Source organism: Comamonas sp. B21-038 (assembly GCF_022387135.1).
Lineage (GTDB): Bacteria > Pseudomonadota > Gammaproteobacteria > Burkholderiales > Burkholderiaceae_C > Comamonas > Comamonas sediminis.
In genome coordinates this window covers 5,031,472-5,052,984 of record NZ_CP092462.1, presented here as the reverse complement: position 1 = coordinate 5,052,984, position 21,513 = coordinate 5,031,472, and the positions used below count along the sequence as shown (strand labels likewise).

Genomic DNA, 21,513 nt, shown 5'->3' with positions numbered 1-21,513 from the left:
TTATCCCAAAGCGGGCGAACCGCTGCCATGGCCGCCCTCCTGCTCCAGCAACTCGCCTACACGCTGGCGCAGCTGCTCGGCCGAGCATTCGGCGGCCGGGCTGGCGGCGCCGATGCGCAAGCTCACGCGGTTGAAGACGCCACGGCGGAACGGCCGGGTCATTGCGCCCTTGGGTTCGATACGGCTGAAGAACGAGCCCCAGAGGTTGGACAGGGCCATGGGCACGACGGGCACATCCAGCCCATCGGCACGCGCCTGCTCCAGGATCTTCATCACGCCGCCCTTGAATGCCTGCAGCTCGCCATCGCGGGTGATGCCCCCCTCCGGGAAGATAGCGAGCAGATCCCCTTCGCGCAGCACCTCCGCGGCGCGTGCAAAGGCGGCCTCGTAGACGGCAGGGTCTTCGCTGCGGGGCGCCACCGGAATGGCCTTGCACAGGCGGAACAACCAACCCAGCAACGGTGTGCGGAAGATGCGGTAGTCCATCACAAAGTAAATCGGGCGCGGGCTGGCGGCCATCATCAGGATGGGGTCGACAAAGCTGACATGGTTGCAGGTCAGCAGCGCCGGCCCGCTGGTGGGAATGTGGTGGGCACCCTGCACCCGAAAGCGGTAGACCAGGTTGGTGACCAGCCAGGCAATGCAGCGCAGCAGGTATTCGGGCACCAGCAGGAAGATGTAGGTGGCGACGATGGCATTGGCAATGCCGGTGAACAGGAAGATCTGCGGCACGGTAAATCCCGCCCCCAGCAAGGCACCGGCGATGACCGAGCTGGCGATCATGAACAGCGCATTGAGAATATTGTTGGCCGCAATGATGCGGGCGCGGTGCGTGGGCTGGCTGCGCAGCTGGATCAGCGCATACATGGGCACGCTGTACAGCCCGGCAAACAGCGACAGCAAGGCCAGATCGGCCATCACGCGCCAGTGCGCCGGCTGGCTGATGAAGGCCAGCGCCGTCCAGGCCTGGGCTGGCTGCGCCAGCCCGCGCGATGCAAAGTACAGGTCAATCGCAAACACGCTCATGCCGATGGTGCCGATGGGCACCAGGCCAATCTCCACCTGGCGGCGCGAGAGCACCTCGCACAGCAGCGAGCCCAGGCCGATGCCGATGGAAAACACCACCAGCAGCAGCGAGGCCACATGCTCATTGCCATGCAGCACCTCCTTGGCAAAGCTGGGGAACTGGCTCAGGAACACCGCACCGAAGAACCACATCCAGCTGATACCCAGCAGCGAGCGGAACACGACCACATTGCCATGGGCCAGCTTCAGGTTGCGCCAGGTTTCGCTCACCGGGTTCCAGTTGATGCGCAAGCCCGGGTCGGTGGCCGGTACCACCGGCACGCCCTGGGCCGTCAAACGCCCCACCACGGCCAAGCCAAAGCAGGCCACCGCGACCGAGGCATGGCCGATATCGGGCAGCGCCACCAGCAGGCCACCCACCACATTGCCCAGCAAGATGGCGACAAAGGTGCCCATCTCGACCATACCATTGCCGCCGGTCAGCTCATCGTCGCGCAGCACCTGGGGCAGGTAGGCAAACTTGACGGGCCCGAACAACGTGGAATGCAGGCCCATCAAAAACACACAGCCCAGCAGCAGCGCCGGGCTTTCGAGCCAGAAGCCCAGGCCGGCGATCAGCATCACGCCAATCTCCAGGTCCTTGACGAAGCGGATCATGCGGTGCTTTTCATACTTGTCGGTCAGCTGACCCGAGGTGGCGGAGAACAGCAGAAACGGCAGGATGAACAGTGCGCCGATCACCAGGCCCGCCATCGCTGGCGGCATCCAGGCCACCTGCAGCTGGTAGGTCACCATCACCGTGAACGCGAACTTGAACAGGTTGTCGTTGGCAGCCCCGGCAAACTGGGTCCAGAAGAACGGGGCAAAGCGGCGCTGGCCCAGCAACGCAAACTGGTTGGGATGGTCTGGCGCCTCAGCGGCGGGCACAGACGGGGCATGTGGACGGTTCATGGAACAAGCATCTCCTGGCGGATCTAGGGCGGTAGGGGTGGTCGGTACCGGGCATTCAGCGCAAACGCCCTGCCCCCAACGCGCCGCCCCCGATTGTGCCTGCGGACGCGCTGTTTGCGTGCGCCCGGTGGCGCAGTTGCTGCAAGCTGCGCAGCAGCGGCAGCACCGCCAGCGCTGCCGCCAGGTGCTTGAGCGCATGGCCGGCCACCAGATGGCCGCTGCCTGCCCAGACGGCGGCATCACCCAGTTCGAACAACTTGGCCAGCGCATACCAGGCCACAACGGCCGCCAGGGGCCAGCGCATCAGGTGCTCGGCCTGCGGGCTGCGCTGCTGCCACACGGCGAGTACCACCAGCAGCACCATGCCCGCGCCTTGCAACACGGCCCAGGGCAGCAGCTGTCCCGTCTGCAACCAGATCCACAGCGCCAGTGGCCCGCCCAGCAGCACGCACAGCGCCGTCAGCCAGGCAGCGCGGGCGTTGAGCAGCGACTGCAGCGCCAGGCCCAGGACACCGGCAAATACCGGCACCATGCCCATGCGGTCCCAAAAAACGCGCAGATCACCCGGCAGCAGGTGGTAGTAGGTCGAACCCGCAGCCGTGAGCACCAGGCCGCCGAAGACCAGCAGCAGCCAGGGTGTCGCCCCTTCGGAGCGCAGCGTCTGTGCAGGTGTTGTGAAGGTCGCCAGCAAGCCCCAGACACCGACCAGCAGAAACGGCAGATTGCTCAGCACATCAGCTGCATTGGCCAGGCCCAGCAGCCCGCGCTGGTCGGCAAAGTCATGGTAGTGGGCCGCCTGTGGCACATAGGGCCCCAGGCAGGCCAAGGCCAGCATCGCGGCATAGAAGGCGTAGAGCGCGCATTCCGCAGCCAGGCTGCGGGGGCTTGGGGGGTGGGTGGTATCAGTCATGGCCTGCACTGTGCCGCCGGGGCGCCAGAGCGTCTCGGAATGCTGGCGCGATCCCCTATGATGGCACCCAAAGTATGACAGGACGATACCCATGAGCACCACCGCCGATCTGGTACTGGCATTGAAGAAAGAGCTGAAAGCCGCGCAGATGACCTATGCCGACCTGGCCGAGGCGCTGGGCATGGCGGAGTCCAGCGTCAAGCGGATGCTGGCCAAGGGTGACATGCCGCTGTCGCGCATCGATGCCATCTGCCACGTGCTGCGCCTGGATTTTGCCGACCTGGCGCGCCGTGTGGCCGACAACCAGCCGTTGATCAAGGAGCTGACGCAGCAGCAGGAGCAAGCGGTGGTGGCCGACAAGAAGCTGCTGCTGATGGCCATCTGCGTGCTCAGCCAGTGGACCCTGGAGCAGGTGCTGACCACCTACCGTTTGAGCGAGGCCGAGGGCATCAAGTACCTGGCGCAGCTCGACCGCATCGGCATCATCGAGCTGCGCCCGATGAACCGCTACCGGCTCAAGCTGGCCAAGACCTTTCGCTGGCGCCCGCATGGCCCGGTGATGGAGTACTTCCGCGAGAACGCCGTGCACGACTATTTCTCGGGTACCTTCGACAAATCGGGCGAGGGTTTGATGCTCGTGCATGGCGCCATCAGCCGCACCCTGGCACCGGCCTTCTTGGAGCGCCTGCAGCGTGTGGCCCAGGACTTTGCCCAGCAGCACCTGACCGACCAGCGCCTGCCCGAGAAGGAGCGCGAGGGCTATACCCTGCTGCTGGCCATGCGCAGCTGGGAGCTGTCGGTGTTCACCGAGATGCGCCGCCTGCAGCCGGGGGGCAACCGCTAAGAACCAGCCCTCTCGAACGCATGCCGCTGGCAATCCCACCCGGCTGCGCCGAGACTGCAGGCAGCTGCTAGGCCGCCTGGGTAAACAGCATCAGTGCACCGGCATAGCGGTGCAGCTGCTGACCGGCAATCTCGCCCTGGCTGAAGAAACCTACCAGCGGGATGTCCCCCAGCACATGGTGGATCAGTTCCAGCTCGGCACCGGGCGCGCCGAAATAGGGGCTTGCCCGCTCCGCACAGCTGATGTAGACCGCACCGGCAATGCTGCGGCCGGCCCCGACCCCGGCCCCGGCCCCGGCATCACCCAGCATGCTGTCGCCCAACGGCAGGCCGGTCTGTGCCTCGGCGGGCGCCAGCGATTCCCGCAGCTCGGCACACATGCGCAGCAGATCGGCGCGGGCGGCCGACAGGTTGCGCTGGCAAAAGCACAGGTACTGCTGGGGCTGGGCCGGCTCTGGCAGCACAATGCCCCGGCTGGCCATGTCCACGCCCACCAATGGCACCACGCGCGCCTCGGGGCCCAACTGGCCGGCGTGCACCGCCGATTCGGGTGCATGCGCCTCCAGCGCCGCATGGATATGGCGCAATGTGCGGGTGGCCCGCTCGGGGTCCGTATCCAGCCGTACCGGCATCAGCTCTTCCAGCACATCCAGCGCCGGCCGGCCGTCGAGGGCCAGCACCACATGGCCCTGCATCGCAGTGATGCGCATGCGCGTGCCCATCACCTGGCAGCCCTGGGTCAGCTCCTGCACCACACCGGCTTCCGCAGAAAAGGCCATGCCCGACAGCCCGCCGCGCAGCACGCCACTGTGGCTGGGGCCCAAAGCCTTGCTCCACGCCAGCTGCAGCGGCGCCACCGCCCCGGAGCTGAGGCCACCGAGCACACTGCCGGCGCGGGTACGGGCCGCCAACTCTTCGAGCAGCTCGGCAAAATCAGGCAGATCGGCATCGGCATGCAGCAATGCACGCTCCCAGGGGGATGTGGACGCCACCGGCAGCGGTGCAATGCCGGAAAACAGGCGGTAGGAATGGGCAGGCAGCTCCAGCAGCATGACCGACAGCGCCGGCTCGTTCAGGTATTCCGCATGCGAAGCCATCACGCCCGTACCCACCGCGCCGCTCCAGTCGCCAATCTGCGGGAACTCATCCTGCAAAGCCTCCAGCAGTTGCGGCGCATGGCGCGCATAGGCATCGGTGAAATACACCAAGCCGAGATTGGGCGCGCTGGCATAACCCGCCTGGGCCATGCGTCCGCGCAGTTGCGCCACCACCAGCGCCACGGCCATCCGCCAGTCGGGATGGGTCACATGGCCATAGGGAAAAAGCTTTGTGCCTGCCATTGTCAAAAAACCTGCTGCTGCGGGACTGCCAGCCCAGTCCGGCACTCAAAAATCACGATCGCTCAAAAGGGGAGCCCGACTCAGCGCTGGCCGGGAGCCGAGGGCTTGCGAGAGCCAGCCTGACGCGGCGCGGCCTGACGCGGCCCGGCTTGACCTGAGGCGGCGGGGCGGGAACCACGGTTGCCGGCACCGGCACCGGCGCCTTTGGTTGATGCCGCCTTGCGCGCCATTGGCTGCTTGTCGGTGTTGTTCTGTGCACTGCGCGGGCTACTCTCGGGCTTGCGGGCAGATGGCTTGGCAGCGTTTGCATCGCCTGCAGAAGCGGCACTGCGTTTGGCCGCACTCTGCCGGCCCATCGCGGCTTGGGCCGCAGTCTTGCCCGCTTCCGCCATCCCTTCTGCCGTGCTGCGCACGGCCTCTGCTGCCGAGGCCGCTGCCTGCTGGGTGCTGGCGGCATGCGCCATCGCCTGCTCGGTGACATCCTGCACGGCCTGCTGCGCGATATGCTGGAACTGCTGTGTCAGCGCGCCCCACCATTGCATCGGGTCGGTCACTGGAGAGGCTTTGGCTTGCCCGGCTTGTTCCGGCGGTTCTGTGGCAGCCTCAGGTGCCGGCGAGGCTGCGGACGCTGCGGGCGGCGGTGTCGAGGCCGCTGCAGGGGCGGGGCTGGGGGCTGCCGGGGGCTTCGCAGCCGCCTGGGGCGCGGCAGTCTCGGCCGCGTTTTGCGCCTGCGCTGCCGCGTTTTGGGCAAACTGCTGCCAGCTTTGCACCATCGTGCTGGCCCAGTTCTCCACTGGCACATTCATCGTCTGCAGCGCCGACAAAGTCATTTTCTGCACTTCCATCGCCTGGATGGTGGCCTCCAGCGCCCGCTGGTTTTGCTCCAGCCAGAACAGCACGGTCTTGAGCTCCTGGATGCGTTTTTCCAGATCCGGCACGCTCATCGTCGGCGCCACCCATTCCTGCCATTGCGCAAAGGCCGCAGCAGGCTTGGACGTGCTGCCTGCCGCAAGCTTTTGCAGAAAATCGAAACCAGGGGCGAAAGGGTTGAAAGTCTGGGCGGCGTCCTGCATGGTGGTGTCTCCAGTGGTGGGGGCCGTTGGCCGCGCGAGCAATGCCACGGTGTATGCTGCACAGCTTAGCGGATTGTGCAGGCCCTGCCTATGTGATAAATCGCATGCAGCGGCGTACGATCCCTCTTGCAACCCGCCTTTTGAGCCCGCCACCATGCAGAGCCTTTTCCATCTCGCCTTCCATGTGCACGACCTGGATGCTGCACGCCACTTCTACCGCGACACGCTCGGCTGCGCCGAGGGCCGCAGCACCGACAGCTGGGTGGATTTTGATTTCTTTGGCCACCAGATCTCCTGCCACCTGGGCAAACCTTTCGAGACCAGCAATACTGGCTTGGTGGGCAACCACAAGGTACCCATGCCGCATTTTGGCCTGGTGCTGAAACTGGAGGACTGGAAGCAGCTGGCCGAGCGCCTGCGCGCTGCCAACACCCGCTTTGTGCTGGAGCCCCAGGTGCGCTTTGAAGGTGAGCCCGGCGAGCAGTGGACGATGTTCTTCTATGACCCCAGCGGCAACCCGATCGAGGTCAAAGGCTTTCGCTCGCTGGAGCAGTTGTACGCGCATTGATCGCGCGCGGCCGGCCCCGCCAAAGGCCCTCGAAGGCGGAGCAGGTGCTGTCTCCGCCCGGCCGCTGGGCCGATACCGCGCCCATTTCGCGCCCATCCCGCGCTGTTTAAGCCCAACACCAGTGAAGCGGACACAAAAAAGCCAGCTCGAAAGCTGGCTTTTGGTGTTCTGGTTGCGCGAGAAGGATTTGAACCTCCGACCTTTGGGTTATGAGCCCAACGAGCTACCAGACTGCTCCATCGCGCACCGCAATTATAGCGCGACTTTGGGGCTGCATTTTGGCGGAGCGCGCTTTTAGCGCATATTTTTCGCGCTTCGACTTTTATAGCAATCTTGGCTGGCTCGAACCCGCAGCCATCGGGGGCCGCCTTGCAGGCTGGCCCGGCTGCTCCAGCAGGGCTGTGCCCGCCACCCGGCCACAAAAAAGCCAGCTCGAAAGCTGGCTTTTGGTGTTCTGGTTGCGCGAGAAGGATTTGAACCTCCGACCTTTGGGTTATGAGCCCAACGAGCTACCAGACTGCTCCATCGCGCACTAGCATTATAGCGCGGGTTTTCCTTAATACGAAGCGCTTTGTCATCATTTGGAAAACTATTTGTGCAATCTGGCCTGGGGAGGGGTGTGGCAACGGCGGCCAAGGCCTCGCGAGCATAGAAAAAGCCCACCGAAGTGGGCTTTCTCAATGTGAACCTGCAGAGGGCTTATTCAGCTGCGGCATCACCGGCTTCTTCAGCGCGGTCCACCAGTTCAACATAGGCCATAGGCGCGTTGTCGCCCACGCGGAAACCCATCTTCAGGATACGGGTGTAGCCGCCAGGACGGTTGGCCGAGCGAGGACCCAGCACATTGAACAGCTTGGTCACGCTGTCGCGGCTGCGCAGACGGTCGAATGCCAGACGGCGGTTGGCAACGGTGTCCACCTTGGCCAGCGTGATCATGGGCTCGATCACCTTGCGCAGTTCCTTGGCTTTAGGAACGGTGGTCTTGATGGCTTCGTGCTCGATGAGCGAATTCATCATGTTTTGCAGCATCGCCTTACGGTGAGACGAGGTGCGGTTCAGTTTGCGGAGGCCGTGTCCGTGACGCATGGTGCTTTTCCTTTTAGATTGGTTCAATCAAACAGCCGTATCAGGTACTGTTCGACGCACTACGATTGAGCTCCCCCACCATTGGGAGAGCTCTCCATTATAACTTAACGCTTTTCCAAACCGGCTGGTGGCCAGTTTTCAAGCTTCATACCCAGGGTCAGACCACGGGAAGCCAGAACTTCCTTGATCTCGTTGAGCGACTTGCGACCCAGATTCGGGGTCTTGAGCAACTCATTTTCGGTGCGCTGGATCAGGTCACCGATGTAGTAGATGTTTTCGGCCTTCAGGCAGTTGGCAGAACGCACGGTCAACTCCAGCTCGTCCACAGGACGCAGCAGGATCGGGTCGAACGTGGCGTTGTTGCGCGCCTGGCCGCCTGGCTGGTCGAACACATCCAATGCGCCGCCTTCGAGCTGCGCAAACACGGCGAGCTGTTCCACCAGGATCTTGGCCGACGAGCGCACTGCATCTTCTGCAGCGATGGCGCCGTTGGTTTCGATCTCGAGAACCAGCTTGTCCAGATCGGTACGCTGCTCCACACGGGCGGATTCGACCGTGTAGCTGACGCGCTTGATCGGCGAGAACGATGCGTCCAGCACAATGCGGCCGATCGACTTGGTCGACTCGTCACCGTAGCGGCGCACGTTACCGGGCACATAGCCACGGCCTTTTTCCACCTTGATCTGCATGTCCAGCTTGCCGCCTTGCGACAGGTTGGCGATGACATGATCAGGGTTGATGATTTCTACATCGTGAGGCGTCTGAATGTCAGCTGCCGTCACTACGCCTTCGCCATCCTTGCGCAGGCTCAGCGTCACTTCGTCACGGTTGTGGAGCTTGAACACCACGCCCTTGAGGTTCAGCAAGATGTTGACCACATCTTCCTGGACGCCGTCGATAGACGAGTACTCGTGCAGCACACCTGCAATGGTCACTTCCGTCGCTGCATAACCCACCATCGAGGACAGCAGAACACGACGCAGCGCATTGCCCAGCGTGTGCCCGTAGCCGCGTTCAAACGGCTCCAGCTCTACCTTGGCGCGATTGTGGCCCAGCTGTTCTACGTTAATTGTCTTGGGTTTCAGCAAATTGGTCTGCATGCAAACTTCCTCTCAATACCCCCGGCTCGTTACACCGGTAAGGCTGGTGAAGCACCAGAACCGCGATGCCTCGCGGTTCTGGGACGGATACACTTTCGCAGTCGAAAACGACCGGGAAATTAACGAGAATACAATTCGACGATCAGCGATTCGTTGATGTCAGCACCGAATTCATCGCGGTCTGGAGACTTCTTGAAGACGCCTTCAGCCTTGTCAGCCGACACGTCCACCCAAGCGGGGAAACCCACTTGACCGGCCAGTTGCAGCGACTCAACGATACGGGCTTGCTTCTTCGACTTTTCGCGCACAGCAACCACGTCGCCTTCCTTCACGGAGTACGAAGGGATGTTGACGGATTGGCCGTTCACGGTGATGGCCTTGTGGGACACCAGCTGACGCGCTTCGGAGCGGGTCGAGCCAAAGCCCATGCGGTACACCACGTTGTCCAGACGGCTTTCCAGCAGGCTCAGCAGGTTCGCGCCGGTGTTGCCACGGCGACGATCGGCTTCAGCGAAGTAGCGGCGGAATTGCTTCTCCAGCACACCGTAGGTGCGCTTGACCTTTTGCTTTTCACGCAGTTGCAGACCGTAGTCCGAGGTACGCGTGCCGGAAGTACGGCCGTGTTGACCTGGCTTGGTGTCCAGCTTGACCTTGTCCGCGATCGAGCGACGTGCGCTCTTGAGGAACAGGTCTACGCCTTCGCGGCGGGAAAGTTTGCCCTTGGGGCCAATAAAACGTGCCACTTGAATATCCTTTTTTCAGCTACCGCAAAAATGCGGGAGCCGCCAGAGCACCATGCACTGGCGGCGGTGGGCTTATGGTGAGTTAGATGCGACGACGCTTTTGAGGGCGGCAGCCGTTGTGCGGGACTGGCGTCACGTCGGAGATCGACGTGATGCGGATGCCCAATGCACCCAGAGCACGCACCGAAGACTCGCGACCTGGGCCTGGGCCCTTGATCTCGACGTCCAGGTTCTTGATGCCCTGTTCCATGGCAGCACGGCCGGCCACTTCGGAAGCAACCTGGGCTGCGAAAGGCGTCGACTTGCGCGAGCCCTTGAAACCCTGGCCACCCGACGAAGCCCAAGACAGGGAATTGCCTTGGCGGTCGGTGATCGTGATGATGGTGTTGTTGAACGAAGCGTGAACGTGTGCAATGCCGTCAGAAATGTTCTTGCGAACTTTCTTACGTACACGTGCAGCTGCATTGTTCTGAGACTTAGCCATTGTGTACCTTCAATCTCTTTATTTCTTCAAAGCCGCTGCGCCTTTGCGCGGACCCTTGCGGGTACGGGCATTGGTGCGGGTACGCTGACCACGCATGGGCAGACCACGACGATGACGGAAACCGCGGTAGCAGCCGATGTCCATCAAACGCTTGATGTTCATCGTGGTTTCACGGCGCAGGTCACCTTCCAGGGTCAGGTGAGCGATGGCGTCGCGGATCTTTTCCAGATCAGCGTCCGAGAAATCCTTGACTTTCTTGGCGTAGTCGATACCAGCAGCTTCGCAGATCTTGCGAGCGGTGGTGCGACCGATGCCATAGATAGCGGTCAGGCCGATCTCCGCATGCTTGTGCGGAGGGATGTTAATACCAGCAATACGTGCCATTTGTGTCCTCTAATACTTTAGATTAACCTTGGCGCTGCTTATGGCGCTGGTCGGTGCAGATCACGCGTACGACACCCTTGCGACGGATGATCTTGCAGTTACGGCAAATCTTCTTTACCGAAGCTGAAACTCTCATTTCATTCTCCTAAAACTTCCATCCGCTCCAGTCTGTGACGGCATTTCAAATATTTAGCCCGAACAGACTGGAGGGCACACTTTCCTGTCGATCTCAGTTTTTGGCTGAGGCCTTGAAGTTCGCCTTCTTCAGAAGCGACTCATACTGCTGAGACATCATGTAATTCTGGACCTGGGACATGAAGTCCATGGTCACCACCACGATGATCAACAAGGAAGTGCCACCGAAATAGAACGGAACGTTGTACTTCAGGATCAAGAACTCTGGCAGCAGACACACGAAGGTGATGTAAACAGCACCCGCAAGCGTCAAACGCACCAAAATCTTATCAATATAACGTGCTGTCTGATCCCCTGGTCGAATCCCGGGAATAAAGGCACCACTCTTCTTCAGGTTATCGGCCGTCTCGCGGCTGTTGAAAACCAAGGCCGTATAGAAGAAGCAGAAAAAGATGATCGCTGCGGCATAGAACATCACATAGATCGGCTGACCGGGGGTCAACGTGCTAGCAATGTCCCTGAGCCAACGCATCGATTCGCCAGCGCTGAACCAGTTCACAACAGTGGCAGGCAGCAAGATGATCGACGAAGCGAAGATGGGAGGAATCACACCAGCCATGTTCAGCTTCAGTGGCAAGTGCGAAGACTGACCACCATACACCTTGTTTCCAACCTGACGGCGCGCATAGTTCACCAGGATCTTGCGCTGTCCACGCTCGACAAACACGACGAAGTACGTCACGGCTGCCACTACGAGAACAATGAAGATCGCGGCAATGATGCTCATCGCACCAGTACGCACCAATTCGAGCAATCCACCGATGGAGCTGGGGAGACCCGCAGCGATACCGGCGAAGATCAGGATCGAGATCCCGTTGCCCAAACCACGCTCGGTGATCTGTTCACCCAGCCACATCAGGAACATCGTACCGGCGGTCAGGCTGACCACAGCAGTAAGACGGAACCCGAAACCAGGGCTGAGGACCAAACCGGCAGTGCCTTCCAGTGCCACGGCAATGCCGAGCGACTGAAACAGCGCAAGCGCCAGGGCACCGTAACGGGTGTACTGGGTAATCTTGCGACGGCCGGCTTCGCCCTCTTTCTTCATCTGTTCGAATGTCGGGACGACGTAGGTCATCAATTGCATGATGATCGATGCCGAGATGTACGGCATGATCCCCAGTGCAAACACGGTGAAGCGCGAGAGCGCTCCGCCCGAGAACATGTTGAACAGGTTGAGGATGCCACCCTGTTGGCTATTGAACAGCTGCTGCAACTGGTTGGGATCGATACCAGGCACCGGAATGTGAGCTCCGATGCGGTAGACGATCAGCGCCAGCAACAGAAAAACCAAACGACGACGCAGATCGCCGTATTTACCGGTCTTTGCAATAGTTGCGGTGTTCGTAGCCACTGATGAATCTTTCAGAAAGGGTTAGGCGAGGCTACCGCCAGCAGCTTCGATCGCAGCCTTGGCACCAGCGGTGGCGCCAATGCCGTTCAGCTTGACAGCCTTGGACAGTGCACCGGTGTTGATCACCTTGACGACCTTGGCGCGTTGGCCAACCAGACCAGCTTGCTTGAGCACTGCCAGATCCACTTCCGCAGCACCCAGCAGCTCGAGAGCAGCCAGGGACACTTCGGCGTTGAACTTCAACGTGGTGGACTTGAAACCGCGCTTGGGCAGGCGACGCTGCAAAGGCATCTGACCGCCTTCGAAGCCTACCTTGTGGTAGCCGCCCGAACGCGACTTCTGACCCTTGTGACCACGGCCGGCGGTCTTACCCAGACCCGAACCGATACCGCGACCCACGCGACGCTTGGCGTGCTTGGCACCTGCTGCAGGCTTGATGCTATTGAGTTCCATCATCAATCCTTTCAGAGAACCTTCACCAGGTAGGCGATCTTGTTAATCATACCGCGCACTTCGGGGGTGTCCTTCAGTTCGCTGATGCTGTTCAGCTTGCGCAGACCCAGACCACGCACAGTGGCGCGGTGGTCTTGCTTGGTACCAATCGGGCTACGCACCAGTTGGACCTTCACAGTTTGTTGCGTTGTCATAGTGACTCCGATCAGACGAACAGGTCTTCAACCGACTTGCCACGCTTTGCAGCCACTTCCGCAGGGGTCGTGGAATTGTTCAAAGCGTCGAAAGTGGCGCGAACCATGTTGTAGGGATTCGACGAACCATGGCTCTTGGCCACGATGTCGGTGATGCCCAGAACTTCGAAAACGGCGCGCATGGGGCCGCCGGCAATGATACCGGTACCCTTGGGAGCAGGAGCCAACATCACGTTGGCAGCGCCATGGTGACCCATCACGGTGTGATGCAGGGTGCCGTTCTTCAGCGACACCTTGATCATGTTGCGACGGGCTTCTTCCATAGCCTTCTGCACGGCAGCAGGCACTTCCTTGGACTTGCCCTTGCCCATGCCAACGCGGCCGTCACCGTCGCCAACCACGGTCAGTGCAGCGAAGCCGAGAATACGACCACCCTTCACAACCTTGGTGACGCGGTTGACCGCGATCATTTTTTCGCGCAAACCGTCGTCACGACCTTCGTCTTGCACTTTGGGGGAAAATTTAGCCATTTCTATCCACTCCGCTTAGAACTGCAGGCCGGCTTCGCGGGCTGCATCAGCCAGAGCCTTGACGCGGCCGTGGTAGGCAAAACCTGCACGGTCGAATGCAACCTTCTCAACGCCAGCTGCCTTCGCCTTTTCAGCGATGCGCTTGCCGATGAGAGTAGCTGCGGCGGTGTTGCCACCCTTGCCAGCTGCGCCCAGGTTGCTGCGCACTTCGGCTTCTGCCGTAGATGCGGTTGCAATCACCTTGGTGCCGTCGCCGGAAATGATCGTGGCATAGATATGGAGGTTCGTACGGTTCACCGTCAAACGCGCAACGCCTTGGTTGGCAATGCGGATACGGGTTTGCAGGGAACGACGAAGACGCTGCTGTTTCTTGTTCAACATGATGCAGCTCCTTATTTCTTCTTAGTCTCTTTGATCGTGACCTTCTCATCCGCATAACGGATGCCCTTGCCCTTGTAAGGCTCGGGAGGACGAACGGCACGAATCTCGGCTGCCAGCTGACCAACGCGTTGGCGGTCAGCACCCTTGATCACCACTTCCGTAGGGGTAGGGGTGGCCACGGTGATACCAGCAGGCATTTCAAAGTTGACTGGGTGGGAATAACCAACGCTCAGGTTCAGCTTGCTGCCAGAAGCAGCGGCCTTGTAACCCACGCCGACGAGCGACAGCTTCTTCTCGAAGCCCTTGCTCACACCAACCACCATGTTGTTCACCAGCTGACGCATGGTGCCGCTCATGGCATTGGCTTCACGGGAGTCATTCACCGGCTCGAAAGCCAGCTTACCGTCGTTGTTGGAAACCTTGACCAGGGCGTTGGGGGTCAGCAGCAGCGTGCCGCCGGCGCCCTTGACGCTGATTTGGTCTTCCTTGATGGAGACATCCACACCTTGGGGGATGCTCACAGGCATTTTTGCTACACGGGACATGTCAGTATTTCTCCTTCAATGCCGCGTTAAGCCACATAGCAAAGCACTTCACCGCCGACACCGGCAGCGCGCGCTTTACGATCGGTCATCACACCCTTGGGCGTGGTCACGATTGCAACACCCAGACCGTTCTGGACTTGAGGAATTGCAGTGCAGCCCTTGTACACACGCAGGCCAGGACGGCTCACGCGCTCGATACGCTCGATCACTGGACGACCAGCGTAGTACTTCAAGGTAATTGCGAGTTCAGACTTGCCATCTTCGGTCTTCACTTCGAAGCCATCGATGTAACCCTCGTCCTTCAAAACCTGTGCAATGGCAACCTTCACTTTGGAGGAAGGAACCAGCACGGTGGCTTTGGACACCATTTGTGCGTTACGGATACGGGTCAGCAAGTCAGCGATTGGATCACTCATGCTCATGTTTAATCTCCTGACTGCTTACCAGCTGGCCTTGGTCACGCCAGGGATGGCGCCGACGAATGCCAGTTCACGAATCTTGGCGCGGCCCAGACCGAATTGACGGAAAGTGCCACGGGGACGACCCGTGATTTCGCAACGTGCACGTTGACGAGTGGGGTTTGCATTGCGAGGCAGCTTTTGCAGGCCCAGGCGGGCTGCATCACGCTCTTCGTCGGAACGCTTTGCGTCGCCGGCGATGGCCTTCAGTTCTGCATACTTGGCTGCGTACTTGGCAGCCAGCTTTTCACGCTTCAGTTCGCGTTGGATCAGTGCTTGTTTAGCCATGCATCACCTCAGTTCTTGAACGGGAAGCGGAAAGCCTGCAACAGTGCCTTGCACTCGTCGTCATTCTTCGCAGTCGTCGTAATGCTGATGTTGAGACCACGCAGTGCGTCGACTTTGTCGTACTCAATTTCAGGGAAGATGATTTGTTCTTTGACGCCGATGTTGTAGTTGCCACGGCCATCAAAGGCGCGGCCAGAAATACCACGGAAGTCACGCACGCGAGGCAGAGCCACGGTCACGAAACGGTCCAGGAATTCATACATCTGAACGCCACGCAGGGTCACCATGCAGCCGATAGCTTGGCCTTCGCGGATCTTGAAACCGGCGATAGCCTTCTTGGCCTTGGTCACCACAGGCTTCTGACCAGCAATCTTGGTCAGGTCAGCCACGGCGTTGTCCATCACCTTCTTGTCGGAAACGGCTTCGCTCACACCCATGTTCAGGGTGATCTTGGTCAGGCGAGGCACTTCCATCGAGGAGGTGTAGCCGAACTTCTTCATCAGTTCGGGAGCAATTTGCTCACGGTATTGTTTTTGCAGTCGTGCAACGTTTGCCATGTCTTACTCCTTAGGCTGCGATATCAGCGCCATTGGACTTGAACACGCGAACACGTGCGCCGTCGGCGTTCACCTTGATGCCCACGCGATCAGCCTTGCCGGTTGCCGCATTGAAGATAGCCACGTTGGATTGGTGGATAGGCATGGCCTTTTCCACGATACCGCCGTTGGTGCCCTTCATGGGGTTTGGCTTGACGTGCTTCTTCACCATGTTGATGCCTTCGATCACCAGGTGGGAGTCGTCCGCACGCAGCGTCACAACGCCACGCTTGCCCTTGTCACGGCCGGTCAGCACGATAACTTCGTCGCCCTTGCGAATCTTGTTCATAGTGCTATTCCTTTAGAGAACTTCGGGGGCCAGCGACACGATCTTCATGAACTTTTCGGTACGCAGTTCACGGGTCACGGGGCCAAAGATGCGGGTGCCGATAGGCTCCAGCTTGGCGTTGAGCAACACAGCGGCGTTGCCATCGAATTTGACGAGCGAACCGTCAGCACGGCGAATACCCTTTGCGGTACGCACCACCACAGCACTGTAAACCTCGCCTTTTTTGACGCGGCCACGTGGAGCAGCTTCTTTCACGCTCACCTTGATAATGTCACCAACGCTCGCATAGCGACGGTGCGAACCACCCAGCACTTTGATGCACTGGACAGACTTCGCGCCGGTATTGTCGGCAACCTCGAGTCGAGATTCTGTCTGGATCATTTCAATATTCCCAACTTGCACCAGCAGACCAGACAGCCCAATAAGAATTAATCTTCATGGACAGCCAAGCAGCCAGTCAGTCTTGGGCCCGTCGTCCACACCGCAACCATTTACGATGCTTCTCCTGGGCAGAAACCTCGCGCATTAAACGCGAAGCCCTCTATTCTGGCAGAGCTAGCACACTCCGTCAAGAGTGCGCAACCAAACCAGTGGTAAATTGGTATTTTTACGCCACTTTTTCGCCGGCGTACTGCTGCGCCAGCACCAGGAAGGCCGTCAGCGCCGTATCCGACCCCAATTCTTCCTGCAGAATGGCAGCCACGCGCGGTGCCAGCTTGGCCGCCAGGCGCGCATCCAGAAACAGCAACCGGCTGCGGCGGGCCAGCACGTCTTCCACCGTGCGCGCATATTCATAGCGTGCAGCAAAGCGCACCATCGCCTCGCTCAGGCCATTGGCCAGCCAGACATCGGCGCCTGGCAAGGCTGCAACGAATTCCGCCTCGCTGCCATAGGAATGCATGCCCTGGGCCATGTGCATGCTGTGCTGGGCGCGGCCCGACGCTGGCGTGCCGACCAGCGGCAGCTTGACCGTCACCCCACCGGGCTTGCGGGGCAGGCGCTGGGCATCAAAGCAGGCCTCCAGCACGTCTTCGGCCATCGCGCGGTACGTGGTCCACTTGCCGCCGGTCACCGTCACCATGCCGGACTTGCTGGTCAGCACCGTGTGCTCCCGGCTGATGCCCTTGGTGTTCTCGCCATCGTCATCCTGCGGCTTGACCAGCGGGCGCAGGCCGGCCCACATGCTGCGCACATCGGCCATGGTCGGCGCACGGCTGAGGTACTTGCCGGCTTCGCTGAGAATGAACTTCAGCTCTTCGTCAAACGGACGGGGTTCGCGCGCCAGGTCATGGCGCGGGGTGTCGGTCGTGCCCAGGATCACCTTGCCCAGCCACGGCACCGCGAACAGCACGCGCCCGTCAGCGGTCTTGGGCACCAGCAGCGCGTGGTCGGACGGCAGGAAATCCCGGTCCACCACCAGATGCACCCCTTGGCTGGGCGCCACCATGGGCTTGACGGGCTTGCCCATCAGCTCCGCATCCTGCTGGCGCAGGTGGTCGACCCAGGGCCCGGTGGCATTGACCACGCAGCGGGCGCGCACGGTATAGCGCTGGCCGGACTCCGCATCCTTGCAAATGACGCCGGCGACGCGGCCATCCTCCTGGATCAGCTCCGTCACCGGACAGTAGTTGACCAGCAAGGCCCCCTTGGCCGCAGCGGTGCGGGCCAACGCAAGGGCCAGGCGGGCATCGTCGAACTGGCCATCCCAGTATTTGACCCCGCCCTTGAGGCCCTTGTCCTGCACGGTCGGCAGCAGTCGGCGCGTGGCGCCTGCCGAGAGGAACTGGGTGGAGCCCAGGCCCGCCTTGCCTGCCAGCGCGTCATACATCTTGAGGCCGACGCCATAGAACGGCGTATCCAGCAGCTTGTACGAGGGCATCACAAAGGCCAGCGGCTGGGCGATATGCGGCGCATTGTTCAGCAAGGTGGTGCGCTCGTGCAGCGCCTCACGCACCAGCGCGATATTGCCCTGGGCCAGGTAACGCACGCCGCCATGCACCAGCTTGGTAGCCCGCGACGAGGTGCCCTTGGCGAAGTCCATCGCCTCGAGCAGCGCCACCTTGAAGCCGCGCGCAGCGGCATCCAGCGCCACCCCCAGGCCGGTGGCCCCTCCTCCGACCACCACCAGGTCAAACACCGGCGTGGCGCCCAGACGGGCCAGCAGATCGGTACGGTGAACGGACAGCGGTGCAGCAGCAGTGGACATGCGAAATTGAAATGTAGGTCTGAGAGTTGCCCCGCTCCTGAACCGGCCAGGCCTGGGGCAAGGTGCCAAAGCCTGGAAGCGGGATTCGCTTTTGCGCTTTTGTCTCTCAATTTTATTCGTTTTTGATCTTTTTTGTTCGTTATCGCCAAATTTGCTGGCGCGGAACGCCCGGATATCAGCGCTGCAGCTTGCCAGCGTGTCGTGCCAGCTTGATGACAAAACCTCGCGCCAGCCATGGGCTGCTGCGGTAGCTCCACACGGTGCAGGCGGCCGCCCTGCTGCCGAGCTGTTGCGTTTTGCACTATATTGGCGGGAGTTTTCGTTTTCATTCGTTTCGGATCCCGCCATGACGGAGCTCAACAACAGCAACCCCCGCCAACTGCTGCTCTTGCAGGAAGTGCAACGCCGCAGCGCGGCCACCGTCGAGGAGCTGGCCGCTTTCCTGGGGGTGACCTTGCAGACCGTGCGCCGCGATGTGCAGCGGCTGTCCGAGGCAGGGGTGCTCACCCGTTTTCATGGCGGCGTGCGCGTCCCCAACTCCACCACCGAGAACCTGGCCCACCAGCAGCGCGAAGCCCTCAACGCCGATGGCAAGACCCGCATTGCGCAGGCCGTCGCTGCCCAGGTGCCGCACAACTGTTCGCTGATCCTGAACATCGGCACCACCACCGAGGCCATTGCCCGCGCGCTGATGCAGCACCGGGGTCTGCGCATCATCACCAACAACCTCAATGTGGCAGCCACGCTCAGCAGCAACCCCGATTGCGAAGTCATCGTCGCCGGCGGCGTGGTGCGCGGCCGGGACCGGGGCATCATTGGCGAGGCGGCGGTGGACTTCATCCGCCAGTTCCGCGTGGACATCGCATTGATCGGCATATCCGGCATTGAATCCGATGGCAGCCTGCGCGACTATGACTTCCGCGAAGTGAAGGTAGCCCAGACCATCATGGACCAGGCACGCGAAGTCTGGATGGCCGCTGACCACAGCAAGTTTGGCCGCCCGGCAATGGTGGAAGTCGGCCCGCTGTCGCGCATCGACCGGCTGTTTACCGATGCGCCGCCGCCCGATCCCTTCCCCCGGCTGCTGCAGGAAGCCCATGTGCGCTGCACCGTCGCCTGACGGCCAGGCACCTTCCGCCGCATTTTGTTGAACTGACTGATCTACCGGCTCAGACCGGCTTTGAGACATGACCTATCTGCTCGCTCTGGACCAGGGCACCTCCAGCTCCCGCACCATTGTGTTTGATCGCCACGGCGCCATCGTGGCCCAGGCGCAGCGCGAGCTGCCGCAAATCTACCCGCGCCCCGGCCATGTGGAGCACGACCCGATGCAGATCTGGGGCACACAGCTGGCGACGGCGCAGGAAGCGCTGAAAACCGCAGGCATCAGCGCCAGCCAGGTGACCAGCCTGGGCATCACCAACCAGCGCGAGACCACCATCGTCTGGAACCGCAAGACCGGCCAGCCCATCCACAATGCCCTGGTCTGGCAGGACCGCCGCGCCGAGCCCGTCTGTGCCCAGCTGCGTGCCGATGGCCATGCCGAGCGCATCCAGCAAAAGACCGGCCTGCTGGTCGATGCCTATTTCTCGGGCACCAAGCTGCAGTGGCTGCTGGACCATGTACCGGGCGCCCGCGCCGCTGCCGAGCGTGGCGAGCTGGCTTTCGGCACAGTCGACACCTGGCTGGTCTGGCAGCTGACGCAGGGCCAGCGCCACGTCACCGACGTGAGCAATGCCAGCCGGACCATGCTCTTCAATGTGCACAGCAACACCTGGGACCAGGATCTGCTCGATCTGCTGAACATCCCGCGCTCGCTGATGCCCGAGGTGCAGCCCTCCGCCAGCCATTTTGGCGATACCGCCGCCCAGGTGCTGGGCGCTGCGATACACATCGGCGGCATGGCCGGTGACCAGCAAAGCGCGCTGTTCGGCCAGGCCTGCTTTGCGCCGGGCATGGCCAAGAACACCTATGGCACCGGCTGCTTCATGCTGATGCATACCGGCACCCAGTTCCACCCCTCGCGCAATGGCCTGCTGAGCACCAGCGCCGCGCAGACGGACCGCCAGCCCCAGTTCGCGCTCGAAGGCAGTGTCTTTGTCGGCGGCGCGGTCGTGCAATGGCTGCGCGATGGCCTGCGCGCGATCGAGCACAGCGGTCAGGTGCAACAGCTGGCCGAGAGCGTGCCTGACAGCGGCGGCGTGATGATGGTGCCCGCCTTTACCGGCCTGGGCGCCCCCTACTGGGATGCCGATGCCCGCGGCACCATCACCGGCCTGACCCGGGGCACCACGGTGGCCCATATTGCGCGGGCTGCGCTGGAATCCATTGCCTACCAAAGCGCGGCACTGCTGCAGGCGATGAGCCTGGATGCCGTCGCCAACGGCGGCCAGCCGGTGAGTGAGTTGCGGGTCGATGGAGGCGCCAGCGTCAACAACCTGCTGATGCAGTTCCAGGCCGATTTGCTGGGCATTCCGGTGGTACGCCCCGCCTGTGTGGAGACGACGGCCCTCGGCGCCGCCTACCTGGCAGGCCTGACCACCGGCATCTACCAGAACAGCGAAGAGCTGTCGGCGCTGTGGAAGGCCGAGCGCCGCTTCATGCCCACGCAGGACAAGGCGCGCGCCGATGCGCTGATGGCGCGCTGGGAGCAGGCAGTGCGCCAGACCACGGCACGATAAAGCCGCCGCGCTTCAAAACGACAACAGGGGCCGCAGCCCCTGTTTCTGTCTATGCCTTCAAGGCGTTGGCTCAGTCCTCATCGCCACGCAGCAAGGCGCGGTGGATCAGTGCACCAATCACGGCACCCACGATCGGGGCCAGCCAGAACAGCCACAGCTGCTCCAGTGCAATCGACGGGCCAAACAGCGCCGGGCCCGTGCTGCGCGCGGGGTTGACCGAGGTATTGGTGACCGGAATCGAGATCAGGTGGATCAAGGTCAGGCACAGGCCAATGCTCATGCCGGCAAAGCCCACGGCCGCCTTCTTCGTGGTCGAGCCCAGAATCACCAGCAGAAACACGGCCGTCAGCACCACTTCGGTCAGCAGCGCTGCCAGCATCGAGAACTTGCCTGGCGAGTGCTCACCAAAGCCATTGGTCGCCAGATCGGTCACCTGGGCACCTGCCTTGCCGCTGGCAATCAGGTACAGCAGGCCAGCGGCCACAATCGCGCCCAGCACCTGGGCAATGATGTAGCCCGGCAGGTCAGATGCCTTGAAGCGCCCGGCCACCGTCAGGCCCACCGAGACTGCTGGGTTGAAATGGCCGCCCGAAATCGGACCAAAGGCATAGGCACCCGTCAGCACCGTCAGACCAAAGGCCAGCGACACGCCCAGCAGGCCGATACCCACCTCGGGAAAGGCAGCGGCCAGCACGGCGCTGCCGCAACCACCAAACGTCAGCCAGAACGTACCCAGGCACTCCGCCGACCATTTCTGCAGGTTGGATGTCATTGTGTTTACCCCTTCATCAGTCAGACCCGCGGCATGCAACGCACACACATACAGGTCTCAGTA

Annotated in this window: 27 protein-coding genes and 2 tRNA genes; 4 read left to right on the top strand and 25 right to left on the bottom strand. The window is 61.6% G+C overall.

What is annotated here, in order from left to right; genetic code table 11:
• Entirely contained in the window at positions 1-1,977 is a 1,977-nt protein-coding gene (locus tag MJ205_RS23045; protein ID WP_239810525.1) for an MFS transporter, read from the bottom strand.
• Between the two features lie 55 nt (positions 1,978-2,032).
• Positions 2,033-2,887, bottom strand: a complete 855-nt coding sequence (locus MJ205_RS23040; protein ID WP_239810524.1) for a hypothetical protein — start codon at positions 2,885-2,887, stop codon at positions 2,033-2,035.
• A gap of 91 nt (positions 2,888-2,978) precedes the next feature.
• On the opposite strand from MJ205_RS23040, the gene MJ205_RS23035 reads away from it, so the two are divergent.
• The gene (locus MJ205_RS23035; protein ID WP_239810523.1) at positions 2,979-3,731 is read left to right on the top strand and encodes a helix-turn-helix domain-containing protein; all 753 of its coding nucleotides are present in this window, start codon (positions 2,979-2,981) and stop codon (positions 3,729-3,731) included.
• Between the two features lie 67 nt (positions 3,732-3,798).
• On the opposite strand, the gene MJ205_RS23030 is transcribed toward MJ205_RS23035, so the two are convergent.
• Positions 3,799-5,070 carry an FIST signal transduction protein gene (locus MJ205_RS23030; protein ID WP_239810522.1) on the bottom strand — a complete coding sequence of 424 codons (1,272 nt, stop codon included), beginning with the start codon at positions 5,068-5,070 and terminating at the stop codon, positions 3,799-3,801.
• Between the two features lie 80 nt (positions 5,071-5,150).
• Positions 5,151-6,143 (bottom strand): PhaM family polyhydroxyalkanoate granule multifunctional regulatory protein, encoded by a 993-nt coding sequence (locus tag MJ205_RS23025; protein ID WP_239810521.1) that lies wholly within the window; start codon positions 6,141-6,143, stop codon positions 5,151-5,153.
• A 154-nt stretch (positions 6,144-6,297) separates the two neighbouring features.
• Here MJ205_RS23025 and MJ205_RS23020 point away from each other — a divergent pair, with 154 nt between their 5' ends.
• On the top strand, positions 6,298-6,711 hold the full coding sequence (locus tag MJ205_RS23020) for a VOC family protein (protein WP_027011219.1): 414 nt from the start codon (positions 6,298-6,300) through the stop codon (positions 6,709-6,711).
• A 169-nt stretch (positions 6,712-6,880) separates the two neighbouring features.
• On the opposite strand, the gene MJ205_RS23015 is transcribed toward MJ205_RS23020, so the two are convergent.
• From MJ205_RS23015 to MJ205_RS22920, 20 genes are all read right to left on the bottom strand, one after another.
• Positions 6,881-6,957, bottom strand: a tRNA-Met gene (locus MJ205_RS23015).
• A 209-nt stretch (positions 6,958-7,166) separates the two neighbouring features.
• Positions 7,167-7,243, bottom strand: a tRNA-Met gene (locus tag MJ205_RS23010).
• A 167-nt stretch (positions 7,244-7,410) separates the two neighbouring features.
• On the bottom strand, positions 7,411-7,797 hold the full coding sequence (gene rplQ / locus MJ205_RS23005) for a 50S ribosomal protein L17 (RefSeq protein ID WP_021028321.1): 387 nt from the start codon (positions 7,795-7,797) through the stop codon (positions 7,411-7,413).
• Positions 7,798-7,901: 104 nt separating this feature from the next.
• Positions 7,902-8,897, bottom strand: a complete 996-nt coding sequence (locus MJ205_RS23000; RefSeq protein ID WP_021028320.1) for a DNA-directed RNA polymerase subunit alpha — start codon at positions 8,895-8,897, stop codon at positions 7,902-7,904.
• A 119-nt stretch (positions 8,898-9,016) separates the two neighbouring features.
• On the bottom strand, positions 9,017-9,640 hold the full coding sequence (gene rpsD, locus MJ205_RS22995) for a 30S ribosomal protein S4 (protein ID WP_021028319.1): 624 nt from the start codon (positions 9,638-9,640) through the stop codon (positions 9,017-9,019).
• Between the two features lie 82 nt (positions 9,641-9,722).
• Positions 9,723-10,124 carry a 30S ribosomal protein S11 gene (gene rpsK / locus MJ205_RS22990; RefSeq protein WP_021028318.1) on the bottom strand — a complete coding sequence of 134 codons (402 nt, stop codon included), beginning with the start codon at positions 10,122-10,124 and terminating at the stop codon, positions 9,723-9,725.
• Positions 10,125-10,142: 18 nt separating this feature from the next.
• Positions 10,143-10,508, bottom strand: a complete 366-nt coding sequence (gene rpsM, locus MJ205_RS22985) for a 30S ribosomal protein S13 (RefSeq protein WP_239810520.1) — start codon at positions 10,506-10,508, stop codon at positions 10,143-10,145.
• Between the two features lie 22 nt (positions 10,509-10,530).
• Entirely contained in the window at positions 10,531-10,644 is a 114-nt protein-coding gene (rpmJ, locus tag MJ205_RS22980; protein ID WP_003050535.1) for a 50S ribosomal protein L36, read from the bottom strand.
• 93 nt (positions 10,645-10,737) lie between these two features.
• The gene (gene secY, locus MJ205_RS22975; RefSeq protein ID WP_239810519.1) at positions 10,738-12,057 is read right to left on the bottom strand and encodes a preprotein translocase subunit SecY; all 1,320 of its coding nucleotides are present in this window, start codon (positions 12,055-12,057) and stop codon (positions 10,738-10,740) included.
• A 21-nt stretch (positions 12,058-12,078) separates the two neighbouring features.
• A complete protein-coding gene (rplO, locus tag MJ205_RS22970; protein WP_239810518.1) occupies positions 12,079-12,510 on the bottom strand; it encodes a 50S ribosomal protein L15 in 432 nt (143 codons plus the stop codon).
• 11 nt (positions 12,511-12,521) lie between these two features.
• Positions 12,522-12,704, bottom strand: coding sequence for a 50S ribosomal protein L30 (gene rpmD / locus MJ205_RS22965; RefSeq protein WP_066475638.1), 183 nt, complete (start codon positions 12,702-12,704; stop codon positions 12,522-12,524).
• Between the two features lie 11 nt (positions 12,705-12,715).
• Positions 12,716-13,234, bottom strand: coding sequence for a 30S ribosomal protein S5 (rpsE, locus tag MJ205_RS22960; protein ID WP_239810517.1), 519 nt, complete (start codon positions 13,232-13,234; stop codon positions 12,716-12,718).
• 15 nt (positions 13,235-13,249) lie between these two features.
• Positions 13,250-13,615, bottom strand: a complete 366-nt coding sequence (gene rplR, locus MJ205_RS22955) for a 50S ribosomal protein L18 (RefSeq protein ID WP_021028312.1) — start codon at positions 13,613-13,615, stop codon at positions 13,250-13,252.
• 11 nt (positions 13,616-13,626) lie between these two features.
• Positions 13,627-14,160, bottom strand: coding sequence for a 50S ribosomal protein L6 (gene rplF, locus MJ205_RS22950; protein WP_027011216.1), 534 nt, complete (start codon positions 14,158-14,160; stop codon positions 13,627-13,629).
• Positions 14,161-14,186: 26 nt separating this feature from the next.
• Entirely contained in the window at positions 14,187-14,582 is a 396-nt protein-coding gene (gene rpsH / locus MJ205_RS22945) for a 30S ribosomal protein S8 (protein ID WP_021028310.1), read from the bottom strand.
• 18 nt (positions 14,583-14,600) lie between these two features.
• Complete coding sequence (rpsN, locus tag MJ205_RS22940) at positions 14,601-14,906, bottom strand: 30S ribosomal protein S14 (protein ID WP_021028309.1); 306 nt, start codon at positions 14,904-14,906, stop codon at positions 14,601-14,603.
• Positions 14,907-14,914: 8 nt separating this feature from the next.
• Positions 14,915-15,463 (bottom strand): 50S ribosomal protein L5, encoded by a 549-nt coding sequence (gene rplE, locus MJ205_RS22935; RefSeq protein WP_133855838.1) that lies wholly within the window; start codon positions 15,461-15,463, stop codon positions 14,915-14,917.
• 10 nt (positions 15,464-15,473) lie between these two features.
• The gene (rplX, locus tag MJ205_RS22930) at positions 15,474-15,791 is read right to left on the bottom strand and encodes a 50S ribosomal protein L24 (RefSeq protein WP_133855839.1); all 318 of its coding nucleotides are present in this window, start codon (positions 15,789-15,791) and stop codon (positions 15,474-15,476) included.
• A 12-nt stretch (positions 15,792-15,803) separates the two neighbouring features.
• Positions 15,804-16,172: a 50S ribosomal protein L14 gene (gene rplN, locus MJ205_RS22925; RefSeq protein WP_027016133.1), complete on the bottom strand. Its 369-nt coding sequence runs from the start codon at positions 16,170-16,172 to the stop codon at positions 15,804-15,806.
• Between the two features lie 226 nt (positions 16,173-16,398).
• A complete protein-coding gene (locus MJ205_RS22920) occupies positions 16,399-17,997 on the bottom strand; it encodes a glycerol-3-phosphate dehydrogenase/oxidase (protein WP_239810516.1) in 1,599 nt (532 codons plus the stop codon).
• 346 nt (positions 17,998-18,343) lie between these two features.
• Here MJ205_RS22920 and MJ205_RS22915 point away from each other — a divergent pair, with 346 nt between their 5' ends.
• Positions 18,344-19,117: a DeoR/GlpR family DNA-binding transcription regulator gene (locus MJ205_RS22915; RefSeq protein WP_239810515.1), complete on the top strand. Its 774-nt coding sequence runs from the start codon at positions 18,344-18,346 to the stop codon at positions 19,115-19,117.
• Between the two features lie 67 nt (positions 19,118-19,184).
• Positions 19,185-20,678, top strand: a complete 1,494-nt coding sequence (glpK, locus tag MJ205_RS22910) for a glycerol kinase GlpK (RefSeq protein ID WP_239810514.1) — start codon at positions 19,185-19,187, stop codon at positions 20,676-20,678.
• A 70-nt stretch (positions 20,679-20,748) separates the two neighbouring features.
• Here glpK and aqpZ read toward each other — a convergent pair whose 3' ends face one another.
• Entirely contained in the window at positions 20,749-21,450 is a 702-nt protein-coding gene (aqpZ, locus tag MJ205_RS22905) for an aquaporin Z (RefSeq protein ID WP_239810513.1), read from the bottom strand.
• Positions 21,451-21,513 lie beyond the last annotated feature (63 nt).

Coding starts and splice junctions, on each gene's coding strand:
- MJ205_RS23045 (WP_239810525.1), bottom strand. CDS start 1,977: ATGAACCGTCCACATGCCCCGTCTGTGCCCGCCGCTGAGGCGCCAGAC.
- MJ205_RS23040 (WP_239810524.1), bottom strand. CDS start 2,887: ATGACTGATACCACCCACCCCCCAAGCCCCCGCAGCCTGGCTGCGGAA.
- MJ205_RS23035 (WP_239810523.1), top strand. CDS start 2,979: ATGAGCACCACCGCCGATCTGGTACTGGCATTGAAGAAAGAGCTGAAA.
- MJ205_RS23030 (WP_239810522.1), bottom strand. CDS start 5,070: ATGGCAGGCACAAAGCTTTTTCCCTATGGCCATGTGACCCATCCCGAC.
- MJ205_RS23025 (WP_239810521.1), bottom strand. CDS start 6,143: ATGCAGGACGCCGCCCAGACTTTCAACCCTTTCGCCCCTGGTTTCGAT.
- MJ205_RS23020 (WP_027011219.1), top strand. CDS start 6,298: ATGCAGAGCCTTTTCCATCTCGCCTTCCATGTGCACGACCTGGATGCT.
- rplQ (WP_021028321.1), bottom strand. CDS start 7,797: ATGCGTCACGGACACGGCCTCCGCAAACTGAACCGCACCTCGTCTCAC.
- MJ205_RS23000 (WP_021028320.1), bottom strand. CDS start 8,897: ATGCAGACCAATTTGCTGAAACCCAAGACAATTAACGTAGAACAGCTG.
- rpsK (WP_021028318.1), bottom strand. CDS start 10,124: ATGGCTAAGTCTCAGAACAATGCAGCTGCACGTGTACGTAAGAAAGTT.
- rpsM (WP_239810520.1), bottom strand. CDS start 10,508: ATGGCACGTATTGCTGGTATTAACATCCCTCCGCACAAGCATGCGGAG.
- rpmJ (WP_003050535.1), bottom strand. CDS start 10,644: ATGAGAGTTTCAGCTTCGGTAAAGAAGATTTGCCGTAACTGCAAGATC.
- rplO (WP_239810518.1), bottom strand. CDS start 12,510: ATGGAACTCAATAGCATCAAGCCTGCAGCAGGTGCCAAGCACGCCAAG.
- rpmD (WP_066475638.1), bottom strand. CDS start 12,704: ATGACAACGCAACAAACTGTGAAGGTCCAACTGGTGCGTAGCCCGATT.
- rpsE (WP_239810517.1), bottom strand. CDS start 13,234: ATGGCTAAATTTTCCCCCAAAGTGCAAGACGAAGGTCGTGACGACGGT.
- rplR (WP_021028312.1), bottom strand. CDS start 13,615: ATGTTGAACAAGAAACAGCAGCGTCTTCGTCGTTCCCTGCAAACCCGT.
- rplF (WP_027011216.1), bottom strand. CDS start 14,160: ATGTCCCGTGTAGCAAAAATGCCTGTGAGCATCCCCCAAGGTGTGGAT.
- rpsH (WP_021028310.1), bottom strand. CDS start 14,582: ATGAGCATGAGTGATCCAATCGCTGACTTGCTGACCCGTATCCGTAAC.
- rpsN (WP_021028309.1), bottom strand. CDS start 14,906: ATGGCTAAACAAGCACTGATCCAACGCGAACTGAAGCGTGAAAAGCTG.
- rplE (WP_133855838.1), bottom strand. CDS start 15,463: ATGGCAAACGTTGCACGACTGCAAAAACAATACCGTGAGCAAATTGCT.
- rplX (WP_133855839.1), bottom strand. CDS start 15,791: ATGAACAAGATTCGCAAGGGCGACGAAGTTATCGTGCTGACCGGCCGT.
- rplN (WP_027016133.1), bottom strand. CDS start 16,172: ATGATCCAGACAGAATCTCGACTCGAGGTTGCCGACAATACCGGCGCG.
- MJ205_RS22920 (WP_239810516.1), bottom strand. CDS start 17,997: ATGTCCACTGCTGCTGCACCGCTGTCCGTTCACCGTACCGATCTGCTG.
- MJ205_RS22915 (WP_239810515.1), top strand. CDS start 18,344: ATGACGGAGCTCAACAACAGCAACCCCCGCCAACTGCTGCTCTTGCAG.
- glpK (WP_239810514.1), top strand. CDS start 19,185: ATGACCTATCTGCTCGCTCTGGACCAGGGCACCTCCAGCTCCCGCACC.
- aqpZ (WP_239810513.1), bottom strand. CDS start 21,450: ATGACATCCAACCTGCAGAAATGGTCGGCGGAGTGCCTGGGTACGTTC.